This window comes from Methylobacterium sp. Leaf361 (assembly GCF_001424445.1).
In the GTDB taxonomy this organism is placed as follows: Bacteria; Pseudomonadota; Alphaproteobacteria; order Rhizobiales; family Beijerinckiaceae; genus Methylobacterium.
Genome location: NZ_LMPY01000008.1, coordinates 86836 through 107376, shown reverse-complemented (window position 1 = coordinate 107376; position 20541 = coordinate 86836). Strand labels below are relative to the sequence as shown.

General features: G+C 69.1%; 11 protein-coding genes and 2 pseudogenes. 2 read left to right on the top strand and 11 right to left on the bottom strand.

The window, feature by feature from the left end:
• From ASG32_RS34950 to ASG32_RS07900, 10 genes and pseudogenes are all read right to left on the bottom strand, one after another.
• Positions 1–608: autotransporter-associated beta strand repeat-containing protein (locus tag ASG32_RS34950; protein WP_244491849.1), on the bottom strand; the 608-nt coding region annotated here is incomplete at its 3' end.
• A 91-nt stretch (positions 609–699) separates the two neighbouring features.
• Positions 700–1653, bottom strand: a pseudogene (locus ASG32_RS34945) (S8 family peptidase); the annotation flags it as partial.
• A gap of 879 nt (positions 1654–2532) precedes the next feature.
• A complete protein-coding gene (locus ASG32_RS07930; RefSeq protein ID WP_056524288.1) occupies positions 2533–5166 on the bottom strand; it encodes a TonB-dependent siderophore receptor in 2634 nt (877 codons plus the stop codon).
• Positions 5167–5283: 117 nt separating this feature from the next.
• Positions 5284–6231, bottom strand: coding sequence for a FecR domain-containing protein (locus tag ASG32_RS07925; protein WP_056524286.1), 948 nt, complete (start codon positions 6229–6231; stop codon positions 5284–5286).
• A gap of 72 nt (positions 6232–6303) precedes the next feature.
• Positions 6304–6813, bottom strand: coding sequence for a sigma-70 family RNA polymerase sigma factor (locus ASG32_RS07920; RefSeq protein WP_056524283.1), 510 nt, complete (start codon positions 6811–6813; stop codon positions 6304–6306).
• 571 nt (positions 6814–7384) lie between these two features.
• A complete protein-coding gene (locus tag ASG32_RS07915; RefSeq protein ID WP_056524280.1) occupies positions 7385–9034 on the bottom strand; it encodes an ABC transporter ATP-binding protein in 1650 nt (549 codons plus the stop codon).
• A gap of 390 nt (positions 9035–9424) precedes the next feature.
• Positions 9425–9739 carry a hypothetical protein gene (locus ASG32_RS07910; protein ID WP_020095892.1) on the bottom strand — a complete coding sequence of 105 codons (315 nt, stop codon included), beginning with the start codon at positions 9737–9739 and terminating at the stop codon, positions 9425–9427.
• Positions 9740–10040: 301 nt separating this feature from the next.
• The gene (locus tag ASG32_RS07905) at positions 10041–10862 is read right to left on the bottom strand and encodes a hypothetical protein (RefSeq protein WP_082557786.1); all 822 of its coding nucleotides are present in this window, start codon (positions 10860–10862) and stop codon (positions 10041–10043) included.
• 459 nt (positions 10863–11321) lie between these two features.
• Positions 11322–11471, bottom strand: a pseudogene (locus ASG32_RS32240) (IS3 family transposase); the annotation flags it as partial.
• Positions 11472–11519: 48 nt separating this feature from the next.
• The gene (locus ASG32_RS07900) at positions 11520–11924 is read right to left on the bottom strand and encodes a hypothetical protein (protein WP_244491848.1); all 405 of its coding nucleotides are present in this window, start codon (positions 11922–11924) and stop codon (positions 11520–11522) included.
• 191 nt (positions 11925–12115) lie between these two features.
• Between ASG32_RS07900 and ASG32_RS35580 the strand changes: the two genes are divergently transcribed.
• Together ASG32_RS35580 and ASG32_RS07890 are read left to right on the top strand one after the other, a co-directional pair.
• Positions 12116–12340 carry a lipase family protein gene (locus tag ASG32_RS35580; RefSeq protein WP_107351933.1) on the top strand — a complete coding sequence of 75 codons (225 nt, stop codon included), beginning with the start codon at positions 12116–12118 and terminating at the stop codon, positions 12338–12340.
• 114 nt (positions 12341–12454) lie between these two features.
• Entirely contained in the window at positions 12455–13912 is a 1458-nt protein-coding gene (locus ASG32_RS07890; protein WP_056524270.1) for an FAD-dependent monooxygenase, read from the top strand.
• Positions 13913–14097: 185 nt separating this feature from the next.
• On the opposite strand, the gene ASG32_RS07885 is transcribed toward ASG32_RS07890, so the two are convergent.
• Positions 14098–20451, bottom strand: a complete 6354-nt coding sequence (locus tag ASG32_RS07885) for an autotransporter outer membrane beta-barrel domain-containing protein (protein WP_056524267.1) — start codon at positions 20449–20451, stop codon at positions 14098–14100.
• Between the last annotated feature and the right edge of the window lie 90 nt (positions 20452–20541).

The window sequence follows — 20541 nt, the reverse complement described above, 5'->3', positions numbered from 1 at the left end:
GGACCGCCCGCGAGGGTGCCGGCGTTGATCAGGCTGCCGCTGTTGGTCGCGCCGCCGCCGATGGTGCCGGTGTTGAGGGCCGTGCCGGTGTTGGTCAGGCCGCCCGCGACGGTGCCGCTGTTGGACAGCGTGCCGCTGTTGGCCACGCCGCCGGCGATCACGCCGCTGCTGAGCGCCGTGCCGGCATTGGTCGCACCTCCGGAGATGGTGCCGGTGTTGATCAGGAGGCCGGCATTGCTGACGCTGCTCTGGGTCCAGCCGGCATTGAGATAGGTGCCCGCACTCTGGACGGAGACCGGTGAGGTCAGGCTGCCGCTGGCGGACAGGAACAGGGTGCCGCCGGCGACGGTGGTCGGTCCGGCATAGGTGTTGGTGCCGGCGAGTTCGAGGGTGCCGAGCCCGACCTTGGTCAGSCCGCCGACGCCGGAGATGGCGTTGGCGAAGCGGCCGTAATAGGCCTGTCCGTTRTAGGTGGTGTTGACSGTCCAGTCGGAGGTGARCTGGCCCGGGCCGTCGATGGCCTTGCCGAGGTTGAGCAGGCCCCAGCCGAAGGTGGCGTTCGGGGCGTTGGCGGGCCCGTCGCCGAGATGGGTGGCGGTGGTGAACATGGTCTGGGCGATCTGCGGCGGCGGTGAGCAGGCCCCAGCCGAAGGTGGCGTTCGGGGCGTTGGCGGGCCCGTCGCCGAGATGGGTGGCGGTGGTGAACATGGTCTGGGCGATCTGCGGCGCCGTCAGGAACGGGAACGCCTGGAACAGCACGGCTGCAGCACCGGCCACGTGCGGTGCGGCCATCGATGTGCCGCTCTTGAGCCCGTAATTCGGGTCGTTGGGATTCTCACCCGATCCCATTCGGAGGGTTGAGTAGATGTCGACCCCCGGTGCGGACATGCACCAGTTCTTGGCGACGCCGCACAGATTACTGAAATCCGCGACGTTGTTGTTGCTGTCCAAAGCGACCACCGAAACGACGTACCCGTCGAGGCCGGAGAATCTGATCTGACTTTGGTCTACCGGATTTCCCGCATTGTCGACGAAGCGGTACACTCCCGCATTCGCGTTCTCTGGGCTGACATACGGAAAAAGCCCGCCGTTGATCGGGTTTTTATAGCTGGCTTGATTGTAGATCGTATGCTCGTTTCCGGCGGCTCGGACCATGAGCACGCCCTTCGCGGCCGCGTACTTCATGGCGTCGTACTCGGCCTGCGCTCCGCTCAATGTATAGGTCTGGTAGGACGTTCTCTCGTAGCGAAAATCGTCCCCGAAGCTGCCATTCAGAACCCGGGCACCCCGATCTGCCGCATACCGCGTCGCTTCATTGACGTATCTGAGATCGACCGCGGCGAGGATCGTGCTGTCGAAAGCGACGCCCATCATGCCCCGGCCGTCGAAACTCGCCGCCACGGTGCCGGACACGTGCGTGCCATGCCCCCCGATGGGATCATCGGCGGTGGGAAGGTCGGTGTCGCGGAGCCGCGTCTCGCCGGGGATGAAGTTCCGCGACGCCGGCGAGATGCGGCCGATGAATTCAGGGTGTGTCGGGTCGATCCCGCTGTCGACGACAGCCACCAGAACACCGAGGCCCGTGAAGCCGCGCGCATAGGCCGTGGCGGCATCGATCTTGGCCAGCCCCCAATCGGCTCGATACTCCGGCATCCGGATGAAATCCGCTGCCGTCAATCCCGCGGTCGAGGGTGATCGCGCCGGCAGGCTCTGTCCAACCACAGGTCCCAGAGCGAGTGCGAGCACGCCCAGCGAGGCGCCGATCAGCAATCCCATCCGCACACGGCCGCGCTTCCGCGTTCCGGAGCCGATACCTCTGCTCGGATCACAGGATCCGGTCACGGGCCCCGAACCGATATACTGTCGGACCATCGAACTGACCCCGGTCACGCCTGTCGCAAGCTTTGCGCGGGGCTTAGAAAATGCGGCCTCGACGAACTATCACATCGGGGCCACACTCGGCGTCGCGCGCGACAGCTTGAAACGGGGATCCCCCTTTCTGGAACGGATAGCCCCCCGGCAAGTGCGAGCTTGGGCCGAGCGCCGCGGTTCCGTGCGGCCAGATCGGGTCGGAACACCCGCGGGCGCAGCGTTCGATCCCCGCCACGTCGGACGGCTCAGCGTCGGTCCGGATCCGCGAGGCACGCAATCCAGGCGCGTGCGGCCGCCCTGTCCAGCGGCCCCGCGCATGACCGCCGAGCTCCGGAGGAGGTCTCATGCGATTCCTGGGGGCGGCGGCCGTTCGGATCGGCCCGTGCGGTCAGGCGACCGCCCAGAGCAAACCGAAGCGTAGCGGTTCGAAGGACGCACAGGAGCGGAATGGCGTTGTGACACGGCCGGACCATAGGATCGGGATCGCGGCGACCGGCTCGGCTTTCTCGGCGCCGCGACCGGCCCGCTCCCGCCATGCGGCCACAGACACAGGCGGAAGGTTCGCGAGGCGGTAAAGCGGCGGGCCGACGCCCGCCGATACCCCTCCGGTCCCGGCCGCCCGGAGACGGTCGGCGCCGCGCGCGTCATCGTCCGACGATCCTACCAGCGATAGGTGAGCGTCCCGAACACGCTCCGGCGGAACCCCTCGAAGACGTAGCCGGTGTAGAAGCCCGACGTGAAGTACCGCTGGTCGAAGATGTTGTTGGCGTTCACCGACAGGATTGCGCCCTTCCAGGCCGGGTTCAGCTGGGCGAGGTCGTAGTTCAGCGAGGCGTCGACGAGGGCGTAGGCCGGGATGCGATCGACGTTGGTGGCGTCCGTCCGCTCGCCGACGTAGCGCACGCCCGCCCCCGCCCGGAAGCCGGCGAAGGGCGAGTTCAGCGGCAAGGTGTAGTCGGCGAAGAGCGACAGGGTGTTGTCCGGCGCGTTCGGCAGGCGATTGCCGACGAGCGCCGGGTTGGTCGCGTTCCGCGTGACCTTCGTGTCGAGGTGAGCGTAGCCGAAGATCAGGTTGAACCCGTCGAACAGGCTCGCCTTGCCCTCCAGTTCGAAGCCCCGCGACTCCGCCGCGCCGGTCACGATGAAGAAGCCGGGGTTGCGGGGATCGGCCAGGGGGATGTTGGTCTGCGTGATCTCGAAATACGACGCGGTGACGAGCGCGTTGGTGCCGGGCGGCTGCCACTTGACGCCGCCCTCGATCTGGCTGGCCTCGCGGGGCGGCAGCGCCGACCCGTCCGCCCGCTGGCCGGCGATCTGCGGGTTGAACGACGTCGAGTAGGCGGCGTAGGGCACGATTCCGGCGGCGAACTCGTAGCCCAGGGCGGCCCGGTAGCTCAGGGCCGAGAAGTTCTGGTTGTCGACCGTCGTCCGGTTGAGGGTCGCGACCGGCAGGTTCGGGAAGTTGAAGGTGGTCCGGACCTGCTGGTCGACCCAGTCGTTGCGCAGGCTCCCCGTGAGGATGAAGCCGTTCCACTTCATCTGGTCCTGGACATACGCGCCCGTCTGCTGCTGGAGCGCCCGGGTCGAGACGTTCGTGCGCTGCGGGAAGGCGACGCCGAGGTTGTAGACCGGATTGTACAGGTCAATCAGGCGGTTCGCGGCGATCGTCGGGTAGCCGTTCGGGAAGGTCCGCGCGTCGCGGCGGTAGTAGTTCTGGAAGCCGACGCCGAAGACGACGTCGTGCTGGATGTCCCAGGTGTCGAAGCGCCCCTGGATATAGTTGTCGGTCAGGAGCCCCTGGCTCGACTGGTCGCGCAGGTACGGGAAGACCGAGACGGCGAGGAAACCGGGCGGCGTGAAGGCCGGGCTGGCGCCGACCGCGTCGAACTTCGAGGTGGTCTCGTAGGCCCGGAAGGCCGAGTGCAGCAGCCATCCCGGCGCGAAGCTGTGGTCGAGGATGTAGCCGATCTCCTTGTTCTCCAGGAGGCCGGTGTTGAAGTTCGGCTGCCCGACGAAGGGGCTGCGCGGGAAGAATCCGCGCGCGCTCGGCAGGATCGAGCCGACGATCGGCAGGCTCTGCTCCGAGCCGCCGCCGCGGTACTCGGCGTACTTGCCCAGCACCGTGAGCGACGTGTCGGCGTCCGGCCGCCAGGTCAGAGCCGGGGCGATGAAGGTCCGGTCATCCGGCGTGTACTTGACCTGGCTGTCGGCGTTGCGGACGAGGCCGGTCACCCGGTAGGCGAATTGCGGCGCCCCCTCGACCGGGCCGGACAGGTCGAAGCCGGCCTGGACGCGCCCGTAATTGCCGCCCTGGATGAACACCTCGTTGAACGGCACGAAGGTCGGGCGCTTCGAGACGAGGTTGATGATGCCGCCCGGCTGGCCCTGGCCGTAGAGGACCGAGATCGGCCCCTTCACGACGTCGATGCGCTCGTAGGCGTAGGGCTCGATGTTCTGGTCGAACGAGTTGAAGCCGTAGCGCAGGCCGTCCTCGTAGACGCTGTCGAAATTGTTGGCGTTGAACCCGCGCAGCGTGAAGGTCGGACCGCCCTGGCCGCCGGGATAGTCGACGGCCTGGACGTTGGGCGTGTAGGCGACCGCGAGGTTGACGTCCTGCACGCCCCGGACATTCAGCTCGTCGCGGGTGATGACGCTGACGGTGGCGGGCGTTTCCAGGATGGAATCGTTGCCCTTCGAGCCCGCCGTTGACCGGGTCGCGACGAAGCCCGTCGTCCCGAAGGTCGGCTGCTGGGCCTCGACCGAGAGCTCGTCGAGGGTGACCGACGCGGCGGCCGCCCCGACCGGCGTCGGCGCGTTCGAATCCCCCGGCGGCAGGGACGCCTGGGCGTAGCGCGGGTTCACGAGCGTGATCGTCGCGTGCTTCGCCGCGCGGTAGGTCAGCCCCGTCCCGTCGAGCAGCTGCGTCAGCGCCTCCAGGGGCAGGACGTCCCCCTCGACGCCCCGCGTCGCGAGGTTCTCGGTCAGCGCCGTCCGGTAAGCCAGCGACAGGCCCGTCCGCGCGATGAGGCTCGCCAGGGCCGGCTCGAGGGGGCCGGGCGCGATCGAGAGCCGGACGCGCCGCTCCGAGAGCGCGCGCGGCGGCGCGGCATCGCCAGTCGCGACGGGCACGATGTTGAGCCGCTCGCCCGCCCGCACGAAGGTCGGGGTGATCGAACGGTCCTGCGCGGCCGACGCCTGCCCGAGCGCGATCAGGGACGCGCTCGCCAGGGCCGCACCGCGCCATGGACCGCCCGGCGCGCGGCCGAGCGTGCCGCCAAGATCCCACACCGCCATTCATGCCCCCGTTCCGCGGAGGGCGGCGCGCTCGGCGCGCGCTCCGTGGCCCTCACGGACAAACGACAATCGAGGCGCGAAACTCCTGACCTCCCCGCGTCGGTTTTTTTCGCCTCGTCAGGCCGGCCGCCTGACGAGGACGAGGTACGGAGTCAGGCGCGTGACGCGCAGGCCCATCGTCGCGGCCAGAACGTCGAGCGCGTCGTCGGTGTCGCGGATGTCGAGCGTCCCGCTGAAGCGCTGCGCGCCGAGCCCCGAACCGAGCAGGACGATGCGCCCGCGCCGATAGCGGTTCAGGTCGGCCACGACCGCGGCGAGGGGCTGCCCCGTGACGACGAGCTTGCCCTCCCGCCACGCCGTGGCGCGCCCCACATCGCCGCGCTCGACCATCAGATGGCCGTCGGCGCTCCGGAGGGCGACCTCGCCGGCTCCGATGGTCACGGCGCCCGCGGTCGTCGACGCGTCCACGCGCCCCTCCGCCACGCCGACCGGTTCGGTGTCCCCGCCGGCCCGGACGAAGAAGCGCGTCCCCACAGCGCGCACCCGCAACCCGCCGCCGTAGACCACGAAGGGTCGGGCGCTGTCGGGCACGACATCGAACACCGCCTCGCCGCGCAGCAGGTGGACGTCGCGCGCGGCGGCCGTGAAGTGCAGGGCGAGCGCGGTGTCGGTGTTGAGGGCGGCGCGGCTGCCGTCGGGGAGCCGCGCCGTCTCGATGTCCCCGATCCCGGTCCAGACGTCGGCGCGGACACGGTCGAGGATCCCGCTCTCGTAGGTGATGAATCCGGACAGGCCCAGCGCTGCCGCGAGACCGACGAGGCGCGTCGGTGGCGGCCGCCTGCGCCGGCGCGTATCGGGCACGCGCCCGGCGATGCCCCGCCACGCCTCCATCTCCGCGTAGGCCTCGGCATGGGCCGGGTCGGCGGCGCGCCAAGTCTCGAAGGCTGCCCGGTCGGCATCGGTCGCGTCGGGGGAGGACAGGCGAACCACCCAGAACGCGGCCCGCGCGTAGATCGGGTCGTCGGCGGCCTCGTCGTCGCCCGCGGGCTTGCGCTCCTCCTCCATGTCGACCCGCTGCCCGCTCCGCCCGTCCGACCTATGAAGACCATCGAGGCCGCGAACTCCTGACGTGCCCGATCAGAAAAACTCGTGACACGCGCGACGAATGTGCAGCAGCGCCTTGATGAGGTGCTTCTCGACCATGTTGCGGCTGACGCCGAGACGGACGGCGACCTCCCCGTTCGAGAGGCCCTCGACGGTGCTGAGCAGGAACGCCTCCCGGCAGCGCGGCGGCAGCCCGTCGATCGTTGCCGCGACGAGGCGCAGCTGCTCGCGGGCGATCACCTGCGTCTCGGTCTGGGCGTGCCCGTCCACGACGCTCGACAGTTCGAGATCGGTCATGGATCGGAAGAGGCGCGCTTCGAACCGGCGGCGCTTGCCGAGATTGGCGGCGACGTTGCGCGCGAGGTGGAACAGGAAGAGGCGCGGATGCTCCAAGTCGGTGGTCGTGAGTGCTTTGACGAGGCGAAGATACGTCTCCTGCGCGGCGTCGGCTGCGTCGGCAGGGTTCCCGAGTTTGCGAAGAAGGAACCGCTGGAGGTTCAGGTTCTCACTGCGATGTAGGGCATCCAATGATACCGCCGCCATAACTCCAATCCTCAGGTGCCTCGCCGACGCACACGAGCGCGCGGCGCCGACCGATTAGACTGTCACGCCGAGGATAGATGCAAGCGTTCTGAACGCTTTTAGCCGATCTAAACTGATGCACCTGCTCTCAGCCAAACGCTTGTTCGGCCGCAACGAAACAGCGATGCGAATGCAGGGCCTTGAACTGGAATAGTTCTATTAGAACGGCTGTTTTCCATGTTCTGTTGCAAATCTGCGGCATGGATCGGGGCATGCCGGTGGCGTTCTGGGACCCGGATTCGCGCCGTTCGTGGTCGAGACGCGCTCAACGTCCCGGGGCGGCCTTCCGTCAGACGTCGAACGCCCACGTCCTCGACATGGTGCTCGGACCCGGCCGATCGCGGAGCCGCCCGTTCCGGCCACGCACCTTCGCCTCGCAACGCGACCTGCGATCTGGCGCTGCGAGGGTCTGAAAAGGGTCGGACTTGGTCCGTGCGGCTATATATCCGTTTCGCTACATCTGCCGTCCCACAGCAAAAATGGCGGCATTCCACCCGGAGCCGCCCTTCGGCTGTCGGCTCATCTCAGACGGCTACGCCCGTGGTGGGGAAGCCGACAGGCGGACGTTCTGATCTCCTGGCCGTATCATGGAGGTGCGGTGCGTGACGGCGATGATGGTCAACCCGTCAACGAGGTCACGTAAGCCGTCCATGATGTGCCGCTCGGTCTCGTCGTCGAGGGCCGAACTGGCTTCGTCCAGAACGAGAATCGCCGGTTCGCCGTAGAGCGCCCGCGCGATGGCGATGCGTTGCCGTTCACCGCCCGACAGCTTGAGGCCCCGTTCGCCCACGACGGTCTCAAACCCTTCCGGCATGGCCTCGATGCGCGTGAGGATGGAGGCCTGCGCGGAGGCCCGGCGGAGGCGCTCCGCGTCGAACGGACGGCCCAGCACGATGTTGGCCGACAGCGTATCGTTGAGCAGTGTCACCTCTTGCGGCACGACGCCGACATGGTTGAACCAATCATCGCTCGCGATGCGAGTCAGGTCGGTTCCGTCGGCGAAGATGTGGCCGCCGCTCGGTTGCAACCCCTTCAACAGCAGGCGAACGACGGTTGATTTGCCTGCACCGGTCTCACCCGTAAGGAAGGTCGGCGTGCCGCGGCGAGCGACGAAGGAGAGGTCGGCAACGCCACGACCATTGGCGTAGCGAAAGCTGACGTTCTCGAAAGCGACGATGCCGAGGGACGGCCGGTAGGGCAGCGGATCGGCGGGCTCGAGCTCTTCCGGTGCTCTCCACATCATCGCTAAGGGCCGGAAGCGGGCCGCTGCTTCGACCGACTCCTTGATGGCCATGCCGACCATGTGGAACGGCTCATTCAACTGGATCAGCAACGTGTTGAAGAGCACGATGCCGCCGATCGAGATCAGGCCGCCCTCGAACCGGGGGACGAGGATCAGGAACGTGACCGTCAACTGCAAGGCTGCAGCGATGCCCAGAAGCCCACAGAAGGCGCTGCTCACCAGCGCGTAGCGCCGCAAATTCGCGAAGGCGTCACCCGCGCTGGCAGTAAAGCGCTCGGTGATCCATCGTTCGCCGCGTGTCTGGCGCAGGGTGTCGATGACGGCGATGGCGTTGCCGACCAGGCGCGCATTGGCCTGACTTTGATTCATCGCCTCATTGAGAGCGGGTTTGACTTTGCCGATACGCGTGTAGTCGAGCGCGATCACGACCACGCCGTAGATGAATATGATCAGGGCTATGTCCCAGCTGACGAGGTTGCCGAGGACTAGGACGCTGAAGGCGATCTGGACGCATCCAGGGAGCAAGCCTCCGAGCCCAAGCTGGGTGATGAGGTTCAGCGTCTGGGTTCCCTGCTGACGGGCAGTCCCGATCTCCGCGGCGTTGTGCTCCAGGAAGAAGGCTGGCGTCTTGTGTAGGAGGCGCGCAAAGAAGGCCGTATTTGCAATGAACGATAGACGCTCCGCGCAAAGCACGATCAGGAACCGTGATCCAATGCCCAGAGCTTTCGCGCATCCGAACAGAAATGCGTAGGACATGAGGAGCGGGAGCGCGTCGGACCGCACTTGTCCGCGGGCCAGATCGTCGACGGCGCGTGAGAAAAGGTACGGAGCCGAGATCGAGGCCAATGCACCGAGCAAACTGGCCGAGATCACCGCGATGGTCGTCAGGCGGGCGTCACGCCAGTAGGCTCGCAGCAACGCGTTCAGAATCGATATCATTCGAAATTGCCAAGGAAAATCCTGAGGGCGATTTTCGAATCCCTCGCAAGCTTGAGGAATGCAAGATTTTTCGCGGCAACCCGCGACTGGATCTGTCCGCCGCGATGCATCCGCCGTCCGGGAGAGGACGGGCAAACAGCCAACTATCCCGGATAGTCGTCCTGTTCTGCCCTATGACCGGATGACGATCGAATACCCGATATCAACACGCTACATGTCCGGCGCGGGATACATCACATACTGCCATGCCAATCGATTATCCCTCACGCAATCCGGAAATTCGACCCGCTCCGATCCAAGCATCAATACAAGTTCTATTTTTCGGAAAACCGGAATGAACCAATAGGACCTGAGTACGAGAGCACCGCTTGACGCAGATCTGCACGCGATTCAATTGGGTTTCCCATCTTCCGCGATGTCCGCCGTGAGCGGGCCGGCGGCCATTTCCTCGATGTGTTCAATCGCGGCTTTCAGACTTATGAACGCGCCCAGCGGGCCGCGCAGGTGTACGACTATCTTTCGCCGACTGATCGGGGTGCCGTCCGCGCTGGGCTCGGAGAGCATCATCTCGAGGGCGAGGCGACCGACGCCTCCTCCGACGCCATGCGTCGATGTGGCTTCGAAGTAGATGACAGGAGCTTCGAGAGTACCTTCGACCTCACTGGGGACGATCGGAACGGAGCTGATCTTGGGACGGCTGGTCAACGGTGTGTCTCCGGTGTTGGCCGCGTCGATGGTGCAACCGGCCACATTGAGCACGCCATGCGGGCGTGCGCCTTCGCCGATGTCCTTCCATCGCTGCCTGTTCGACCTCCTCTGTCGCGTGCCAACGGTCGCCCGACAGAGCCACGATGCGCCCCTATTCAAAAGTGTCGGGACGATCACCGTCTCCCTGAGAGAGCGAACAGAGGACGAGCGTCACTCGGATCGAGAGGCGGACCGTCGATCCTGAGCAGCAAATGCTCCGGCGATGGCACCGCCCCACCCTCCACTTCGAGAGTTCCGCTCACGGGATGACAAAGGGATCCTCGAAGCCGTCGGGATACGTCGAGCAGGCCGGGGCGTCATTGAGCTTGCGACACGGCCATTGCGATCGGGTAATTCGATCGACGAGCTCGAAACGAGAACCGGTCCAGTGGACGAAGCCGAAGTGGGCCCAAGGGCCCGCGGCCTTCGGATCGTCCTTCTCGAGTGGTGGCGAGTCAGGATCGAATTCCATGATCCAGCGCATGGTGGGCGCATAAGGCAGCTTGTCGTCGAGCAGAAACAGGACGCTGCCGCCGTACTTCGTCTGACGCACGCGGTCGTCGGAGCTCAGGACCGGATCCGTCGGCAGCACGTCCGCACTGACATCCCGCAAGGCGCCGTCGGCAGCGAACCGAAAAGCCTTCCGACCCATGCCGTTGTGGCAATTCAACCCCGCCTCACCCTGATCGCATCGTACGGGCCAGATCAGGTACACGGTGTCTCGGGGGTCCGCTCCCTCGAAGCTGCGGACCATGAACGCGCCGGCCCCCAGCGTGAAGTCAGGACGGCGCCCGAAGCCGGGAGCCGCCAGGTAAAAAGCTTTGCGCAGATCCTCACGGCGCGTGTCACGTTCGAGGTCGAACGCTCGGACAGGGAGGGCCAAGATAGCGTGTGCCACGTGCTCAGGAGCCGGGCCGAAGCAGTAATCGTCGAAATGAAGCGCGAGGAACGAGGTCCCTCCGCCCGCGTCGTGGGGCTTGCAGATCGCCCCCATGGTCCGCCCAACCTCGAGGGGCATCCACGGACTTGGCATGATCGCCGTGACCTGAGGAAAGACGGGCTCGGCGTCAAACAGCTTCATGGCCGCGGGACGCACGATGGCCCCACGTGCGTCACCCAGTCCCGGAGCATGCCCTCGCGCGCACCCAATGCTGTAAAATCCGACCAGTGATGCGGCCACAAAGAGACTGGATAAGGATTTCATCCGACGACCTTGTCGCACGTCCGCGAATAAGCGATGTCACCAGCTATGGTTCAGCAGTAAATCGGCCCTGTATGGTAGGCGAATGTTAGGCTTGCTCGTTGCCGCGAGCCACCAGCGTTCCCGCTCTGACTTCGGCAACCGTCGCAGACCCGTCGGACAAACCCGAGCCCGCGCAGCGCGAGCGCCTGTGTTTCTGTACGCCGCGTAACAGGCGTCGTCACGCCACGGCGATGAGCTAGTCCGCTGGACAAGCCCATCGAGGTCTATGGTTTTGCGGGCCTGCGCCGTCACCCGCAGTGAATCGCGGCGGCTTTCCCGGAGCCTGTCCGGTTCGGGTCAGGCGGCCAAGGCTTGGACCTCGGCTTCGGCAGAAGCGGCGGGTTTCCGTCTCGGCGGAGGCAGCGTGCCGATCGGTTGGAGCGGCCGCCGGTGGTTGAACCAGTCGACCCATTCGAAGGTGGCGTACTCGACCGCCTCGAACGAGCGCTCAAGATCTCACGCCGCAGCGTCCATCGCGCCCTACAGGACGCAGCATCACCGGAATCGCTCGGGCGGTCCCCGCCCCTCGAATGACTGGTCGGGCCGCTCGCGCCCCTCGTGTGACTGTACCATCGGGCTCCAGAAGCCATCCGGCGACCAACTGTGCGGTTGCACGGGAACATGCCCGCCGTCCCAGTTGCGAGGCCTCATGTCGGCGATCAGCCTCGACCCAGTCTCGTAGCGGTACATCTCACGGCGGTCGCCATCGGCGCGGCGTCGCACCGCGCTCAGGTCCGTGGTGATGTCGATGGGAGCCATCTTCTGGGAAGCGCTGCGCGGCGCGCGCTTCGCGGTCACGGGCTTCGCATCGAAATAGTCACGGTAATCCCCGTACGACTCGACCGCCATCGCGCCGACCGTCGATCCGAGAAGTATGGCGGCTGCGAGCAACGTCTTCACTATCCCACACCTTCTGCATGCACGGTGGCGTCTAGCAGATCCGCGTTTACGTCGGCCCGCCGAACTGTGTAGGATTGTAGGCGATCTTCCAGAGGATGCGGTGACGTGCAGCACAGGCCGGATGCCGCTCAGGCCGCACGAAGGCGCGGCTCTCCAGCTCTCACGCGGCTCCTGATTTTGCTCCGCCGCGCATCCCGATCTTCCTGGCGCAGGGCAGCACGGACAATCGCGTGCCGCCGCGGGTGACCGAGGACCATCGCGCGCGGCTGTGCCGAGCCGGCAGCCGGGTCGAGTTCGACCGCGTGCCTGGCGTGGGACATCTGTCGATGGCCGAGGACGCTGCGCCGGCGGCCCTCGACCGGATCGGTCACCGCTCCGCCGGCGTGCGGGCACCGAGCGAGTGCGGCGAGCCTTGACCGCCGGACGGCGCCCTTTAGGGTCGGGTCTCTCCGCTGGGCGAATTCGAGACTGAGGTGATACCCCCTCAGAATATGCGACCGAGCGAGCCACGTGGCGCGGGAGGCGGGTCCATGACGGACATTCTCATCGTCGGCGCGGGGCCGGTCGGTCTGACCATGGCGGCGGAGCTGGCCCGCTACGGCGTCGGAGTGCGCCTGATCGACCGCGCCCCGCACGCCACGGAGACCTCGAAGGCCCTCGTGGTCTGGTCGCGCACCCTCGAACTCATGGATCGCATGGGTTGCACGCGAGCCTTCCTGGATGCGGGACTGCGCGCTCCCGGTGCCTCGATCCGCAGCGGCGGCAAGGTGCTCGGCAGCCCGCGCCTGGAAGGCGTGGCGAGCGCGTACAACTTCGCCTTGATGATCCCACAATGCGAGACGGAGCGCCTTCTCACCGCGCAGCTGGGCGCCTTCGGCGTCGAGATCGAGCGTCAGGTCGAGCTGGTCGACTTCGCCGAGACGGCCGACGGCATCGACGCGCACGTGCGACACGCCGACGGGCGCGAGGAGACGGTGAGGACGCCGTGGCTGATCGGCTGCGACGGTGCTCACAGCACGGTCCGGCACAAACTCGGCATCCCGTTCTCCGGCTCGGCGCAGGGGGACGACTGGCTGCTCGCCGACGTGCGCCTCGAGGGGCCCGCAGCACCGCCGGCGGACGAGATCGCGACCTACCTGCACCGTGACGGCCCCTTCGTCGTCTTCCCGATCCCGGGCGGTCGGGCGCGTGTCATCGCGACGGTGGGCAAGGCGGATGCGGCGCACCCGCGGCCGGAGCCCACCCTCGACGACGTGCAAGCCCTCGTCGATCAGCGCGCCGGCGGCGGCTTCCGCGTGTCTGACCCGGTCTGGTTGACGCACTTCCGCATCAACGAGCGCAAGGTCGCGGATTACCGGCGCGGGCGCGCCTTTCTCGCCGGCGATGCGGCGCACATCCACAGTCCCGCAGGCGGACAGGGGATGAACACCGGTATGCAGGACGCGGTGAACCTCGCCTGGAAGCTGGCGATGGTGGTGCGCGGTCAAGCGAGCGCGTCCCTTCTCGACAGCTACAGCCCAGAGCGCAGCGCGGTCGGGGAGCTGGTCCTGCGCAACGCGACCCGGCTGACCGACATGGCGACGCTGTCGAACCCGGCGGCGCAGACGGCGCGCAACCTCGCGCTGCGCTTCCTGCTCGGCCTCCATGTCGTCCGCGACCGGATGGCGACGCAGCTGAGCGAGATCGAGATCGCCTATGCCGACAGCCCGCTCTCCCTCGGACACGGCGCCGGGGCGCGTTGGGAGCCTGCTGCCTACGCGGGACCGCCCCCGGGCGCCGGCAGCGAGCCGCGCTTCGTCCTCTATGCGGCGGACGCGACGCGTGGGGCTGAACTGATCGAGCGCTTCCCCGGCCTGCTCGAACCGACGCGTCGGTCGCTGCCGAGCGGTTCCGACCTCATCGTTGTCCGACCCGACGGCTATATCGGTCTGGCTGCGAGGGACGGCGCGTGGGAGACCGCCGAGCAGTATCTGCGAGCCCTCGCGTAAGGTCCGAGCACCACCTGCTCCGCGCTCGTCTTCTGACCTCGCCGCATGCCCGACTTCTTCGGTCCTGGCCGATCCTCTCAATCAGCCCGGTCCAGAGCCAGTCGGTCAGGTCACACCGGCCTGTCCGTCACGCCCGCTTCGTCACCGCCGCCCACGCGACGTCCCTGGAATGGTCCACGTCGCGCTCAGAAGCGCAGCTGCATCCGAGCAGTCCCCGCATGCGAGAGGAAGTGATCGCCGACTTGACCCTGATACTCGCCGGTCACCTCGATGCCGCCACCGAGGCTGATCTGAAAGCCCAGCCCCATCTCGCCGAGGCGATCGGGGATCGACGATTCCGTAGCGAACAGGCCGAGAGCGCCGGTCCCCTGGAAGCTCGCCCGACCGGTGAAATGGTCGTCCGAGAGGAGCGTCACGCCGAGGATACCGTAAGGCCGGATCCAGCGCCCCGCATCGAGGTCGATCCGGCCGCCGATCTCCAGCATCGGGCTGAACGCCACCAGCGTCTTGGCGACCGGTCGCATGTCGAGGTTGAAGCCGGGGGCCCCGGTCTCTGAATAGGCGGGACTGTAGCTGTAGAGCAGATCCAGATCCGCGTAGGGCTTGAGATACCAATCGCCGAACAGGACTTGGTAGCTTGCCCGCAGCCGCCCGCCCGCCGAGAGGATCCCGGACTTGCTGCGCGCCGTGGCCGTGGCGCCGCCGAAGTCGATCAGGCGCCTGTTCTCGGCCCAGGAATAGCCGAGATTGGCCGATGCCGCGAGCAGCCAAGGGCCGATCTGGTGCTTGAGCGCCGCCGAGACATCGCCGGCATCGCTGGTCGTCCCGGTGATCCGGTCGGGATCGCTCTGGATGGCGCGTGTGTAGGCGCCGGTCAGACCGAAGAACCAGTCAGGGGCGAACTCGGTCTGGAGGCCGGTCTGGTAGCTGAGGGCGGTCTGGCGATAGCCGCCGTCCTCCGCGGTCGCGGAAAGGGTCGTGTGGGCGCTCGTGATCCGCCCCCAGACACACTCGCCCTCCCGCAGGAGCGTGCCGGTACCGCTGAAGGCCGGACAGCTCATGGCCCGCTGAAGACCTTTGCGGGTGTCGAGCGTCCGGTCGGTCAGGCTGTCCTGGTTGGACTCGGGCTTCAACTCGTCGAGGGCGGCGGCGTAGGCCTTCTGGCTGTCGACCGATAGGAAGCGCCCGTAGAGCGTTCCGAGCTGCCTGGTATTGCCGTCCCAGGCGTCCTGCAGGCCCTGCGCGACGCTGCGCTGGTCCGGCGTGAGCGTGACGCCCGTCGGCTCCGTGAACCGGGCTCTCGGGACCAGGGAGAGGGTATCGCCCGACGCGACGATCGACCAGGAGATCGGAACCGCGCCGGAATGGATGCTGCCGCCGACAGCCATGGCGCCGCTCTCCACGACCTGACCGGCCCGGAGGAAGGCGTACCGGCCGGGCAGCAGCCCGTCGATCAGATGCGGCTCGACGAGGCCCTTCAGCGATGCGGTGCCGGTGACGGTGAGGAGATCGGCGCGCAGGGCCCCCTCCGGCGCCAGGGGCGCCACGTCGACGAGCATCCGCCCGTACGCGCTCTGCTCGAAATTGCCGGTCACCGTCGCTCGGGCGACCTTGCCGACGCCGCCGATGTCGAGGGTGGCGCTGTTGTGCAGGCGGCCGTTCGGCCCCAGGGCGATGACGCCTTCGGGTCCGGTGCGCAGGATCGCCGAGGTTCCACCCGTGTTCTGGAAACCGCCGTTGACGAAGGTGACGCCCCCCGCCTGGCCGGCGGCCAGGTCCACGTCGCCGATCACGGTGCCGTGATTGTTGATCTCGCCGGCGGAGAACGCGCCGACGATGGCCCGGCCCGAAGCCGCGCTGACCACGGCGCGCCCGCCGATCACGATCGTAGTGGAGCGCCCGCCGTCGATGCGGATCGCCGCCCCGGTGCCGCTGCCGCCCGTGACGAGGCCGTTCACTTGGAGGTTGATCCTGCCGCCCCGCTCCGGGTCGGGTTCGAGGCTCCCGTCGGTGCGTTGGACGCCGGACTGGACGAAGATCGCGTTCGCGTCGCGGCCCGACGCGATGATCGATCCGGACGACGCGACGGAGATGTCGCCGCCCTTGCCGGTCGCGTTCAGACGGCTCTGACCCGACGCCCCGGCGGCCGGGCCGGTGAGGTCCAGGAGCAGGCCGCCGCCGCCTCCGAGGCTCTGGGCGAGGAGGCCGTGGGACTGGGCGCCCGACGTGCGGATCGCGCTGCCCTCCTCCAGCGTCACCCGGATCGTCCCACCGTTGCCGTCGGACCCGTCGCGCAGAGCGTAGGGCACCGCGTATCCCATCGCCTGGTGCGCGCCGCCGTAGCCACCGCCGCCGCCGATCGACTGCAGCAGCAGCGCCGGCGCCGCGTCGCCGGCGGTGGAGACCTGCGCGCCCGCGGTCAGGCTCACCGCGACCGGGCCGCCGCTCCCCGAGGCGCCGCCCGCGCCGCCGATCCCGAACGTGTAGCGGTGGCCGCCCGGGCCGGCCGCCACCGAGGCGAGACCGCCGCCGCCGCCGATGCTCTGCGCCAGGATGCCCACCGCCCCGAAGCCCGTCGTGGCGACCGTGCCGGATTGCACGATCGTCACGCCGCCACCATCGCCCGCCACGCGCCCGGAGCCGCCGAGCGTCAGGCTGCCGGATCTCTCGGAGACGCCGGCCGGATCCTCCGGTGGGGCGATCCGCTCGATGTCGAGCGCGGCGAGCAGGGCGTCCGCCAGCGCCTGGGCGTCGCTCTTCGTCCCGCCCTTCGTCTCGCTCTTGGTCTGGCTCTGAACCTGGCTCGCGGCCGGCTCCTTGGATGATTCCGTCCCCTCCGCCGCAGCGGCGGGGGTGGCAGCGGCGGGAGTGTCGGCCTCGGCGGAGGGCGCGGAGAAGCTTCCGCCACCGCCGCCGATGCTCTGGGCGACGACGGCATGCGCCTCGGCCCCGGCGGTGGTCACCGAGCCGCGGTTATCGACCTGGACAGATCCGCCCCGGGCGCCGGTTCCTCCCGATCCGCCGACGGTCAGGTTGAGCGTCAGGCCCTTGTTCGCTTGGCTGCCGGCGACCGTGGCGCCGACGCCGTTGCCGCCGCCGCCGCCGATGCTCTGCGCGTAGAGGCCGTAGGCGGCATCGTCCGCGGTGGCGACGGAACCGGTGTTCACGATCTTGGCCGTGCCGCCGATGTTGCCGCTGCCGCCCGTGCCGCCGAGCGTCGCCGTCACGGTCGTCCTGTTGGTCGCCTCCGCGTAGGCGAGGCCGCCCTGGCCGCCGCCGCCGCCGATGCTCTGCGCCAGGATGCCGTGCGCGCCGATCCCCATCGTCCGGACGGTGCCGCCGTTCTCGACCGAGACGCGACCGCCGTTCCCGCCCTGCGCGCCGCTCCCGCCGAGCGACAGGGTGAACGCCACGTCGGGCAGCTTGGTGGCGCCCTTCTTCTGCGCGTCCAGATAGCTCGAGACGCTGCCGCTGTAGGACTTGAGCGCCTTGCCGAAATCCGAGTTCTTGAGCTGATCCGCCAGGCCCTTGTACGTGTCGCTGGACTTGATGTCCTTCAGGAATCGATCGAGATCGTCCTTGTTCTCCTTGTCCTTCGCCCACTCCTGGTAGGCGGCGACACCGATCGTCTTCTTGATCTGCGTCCAGATCGTTCCGACGGTGTCGGGGTCGGAAACGTCACGCGCCGCGACGCTGCCGCCCATGCCGCCGCCGCCGCCGATGCTCTGCGCCACGATCCCGTGCGAGCCGTCGCCGCTGGTCGCGATCACGCCGGCGGCGGCATTGGTGACGGTCACGTCCCCGCCGCTGCCGCCGCTGCCGCCCTGGCCGCCGAGCGTCAGGCCGACGGTGAGCTTGCCGACGGCCGATCCGGACACGGTGCCGCCGTTGCCGCCGCCCCCGCCGATGCTCTGCGCCTCGATGCCGTGGGCGTTCGACCCCCCGGTCGTGATCGCGCCCCGGTTCGTCACCGTGACCGCGCCGCCGACATTGCCCTTGCCCTTCCCGCCGCCGATCGTCTCCGTCACCGAGAGGGTATCGGCGATCGGAAGCTTTCCGACGAGGCCGTTCAGGGTCTTGTCGAAGGAGAAGCCGGGGGCCGCGAGGCTCGCGGCGTTGCCGCCGTTGCCGCCGCCCCCACCGATGCTCTGCGCGAGGATGCCGACCGCGCCGGCTCCCCCGGTGGTGACGCTGCCGGACTGCGTGACCGTGACCGCGCCGCCGATCCCGGCGACCCCCGCGGTGCCGCCGACGCTCCGCGCCACCGTGACATTCTGCTTGAGGCTCAGGCTGTTGCTCGTCGCGGTCGCGCCCCCGCCATTGCCGCCGCCCCCGCCGATGCTCTGGGCCTGGATGCCGATCGCGCCGTCCCCGGACGTGCGCACCGCGCCGCTATTCGCGGCGGTGACGGTGCCGCCATTGCCGCCGCCGCCGCCCGTCCCGCCCAGCGTGGAGGTGGCGGACACGGCCATCTGGCCCGGCGGGGCGACCGCCAGCGCGTAGGCGGCGGCATCGCCGCCGATCCCACCGCCGCCGCCGACGCTGAGGACCAGCAGCCCCGCGGCCGCGTCGCCGTAGGTGGTGACCCGGCCGGCATTGATCACGCCCGCCGGGCCGCCGTTGCCGCCGTCGCCCCCCGAGCCGCCGATCGCGGTGGAGAAGGCGAAGCTCGGCAGCGACTGCCCGCTCGGCGTGGCCAGGGGCGTCGTGATCGCCGTCGCGCTGGCCAGGCCGCCGACGCCGCCGCCGCCGCCGATGCTGAGGACGGCCAGGCCGTCCGCCCCGAGACCGGCGGTGGTCACGGTGCTGCTGCTCTCGATGCGGGCCTCGCCGCCGTTGCCCCCCTTGCCGCCGGATCCGCCGATCGCCCACGACGCGGAGAGCGCCGCGCCCACCGCGATGCTCCTGACGTCGCCGCCGGCGCCGCCGCCGCCGCCGATGCTCTGCACCAGCACGGCCGTCGATCCCGCCCCGCCGGTCTCGATCGCGCCGGCCCGGCCGGTGAAGCGCGCGAGACCGCCATCACCGCCGCCGCCGCCGCTGCCGCCCAGGCCGACCGCGAAGAAGGCCCCGGCCGGGAAGGCGCCGCCACCGCTGCCGCCGCTGCCACCGATGCTCTGCACCAACGCCCCGAAGGCCGAGTCGCCCTCGGTCGTGATCCGGCCACCCGCGTTGACGATCTCCGCGGTCCCGCCCGCGCCCCCGGTCCCGCCGGCCCCGCCGCGGCCGAACCAGAGCGAGATGCCTCCGGCCCCGCCGCCGCTCCCGGGCGCCACGTCGAGCGCCGCGAGCGGCAGGGCCGAGAGGGCGCTGCCGCCGCCGATGCTCTGCGCCACGAGGCCGGTCGCCCCGGCGCCGGACGTCGTCACCGTCCCGCTGTTGGTCAGGGTCACCGATCCGCCCGGGGCGGCATCGCCCCCGCCGCCGCCGCCGAACACGCCGCCGCCGCCCTTGCCGCCCGGCCCGCCGACCGATTGCGCGACGAGGCCGAGGGCGTAGTCGCCCGCCGTGACGATCGTGCCGCTCTGGGTCACCGTCACGGTCCCGCCTTCACCGCCCCGGCCACCGGGCCGGCCGCCGGCATCGGGCTGTATCCCGCCGTTGCCGCCGATGCTCTGGACGAGGCCGCCGAGGGCAGAGTCGCCGGAGGTCCGGATGGTCCCGGCCATGTCGAGGCGCGCGGTGCCGCCCGCGCCGCCCGGCGTCACGAAGGGGTTGCTGTAGAAGGTCCCGGACCCGCGGATCGAGCCCGCGCCGCCGATGGACTCGACGATCACCGCGGTCGCCCCGACACCGTCGGTCGTCACCTGCCCGGAGCGTGTCACCGTGAGCGCGGCCGCGCCGCCGGCGCCGCCCCGTCTGGAGGCGGCCTGGTCGGCGTCGGTGCCCCCGCGGCCGGCATCGCCGCCGACCGCACTGACCCGGACCCCCAGGAAGGCCTGCCCCTCGATCGCGACGCGGGACGACAGGGTCAGGGTCGCCGGCCCGGCATCGCCGCCGGCGCCGACATCCTTCTGGGCGTCGCCGCCGTTCCCACCCCGGGAGAAGACCCAGAACCGCGGGATCGGCCGGAACTGGAGCTGGGAGACGCGGGCGCGCGTCGTGTAGCCGACCTGATCCCCCTCTCCGCTCACATCCTCTCCGAGCGTCACCGCGACGGCACCGCCGCGCCCGCCGCTCGCGCCCGGGACGGATGCCAGCCCCGGGACCGCGTCGCCGCGCCCGCCCGCTCCGCCCACCGAACCGGTCCGGATCGTCGCGGCGAGGTCGTTGCCGGCGGCCGCGGCATCGACATCGATCAAGGACAGGTCAGGGCCGTCGGCACCGGCCGTCGCGACGACATTCGACGCGATGACGTTGGCTCTTCCGTCGCGGCCGCTGGTGGCGGTCACCACCTCGGGCCGAGGTCGCTCCAGGGCGCGCGCCGGCAGGTCGAGGACCAGGACCAGGCCGGTGCTGGCCGCGACGACGAGCCGTCCGCCATCGCGGATCTTCCGGTCGCGGCGTGGGACACAGAGCTGACCTGGCCGGTGACCCATCAGGAACGCGTCTCTCTGCGCCGCTGTCTCAAGAAAAAATCCGGGCCCTCGCGGCTCAGGGCACCCAGCGATCGTCCACACGAAGTTTTG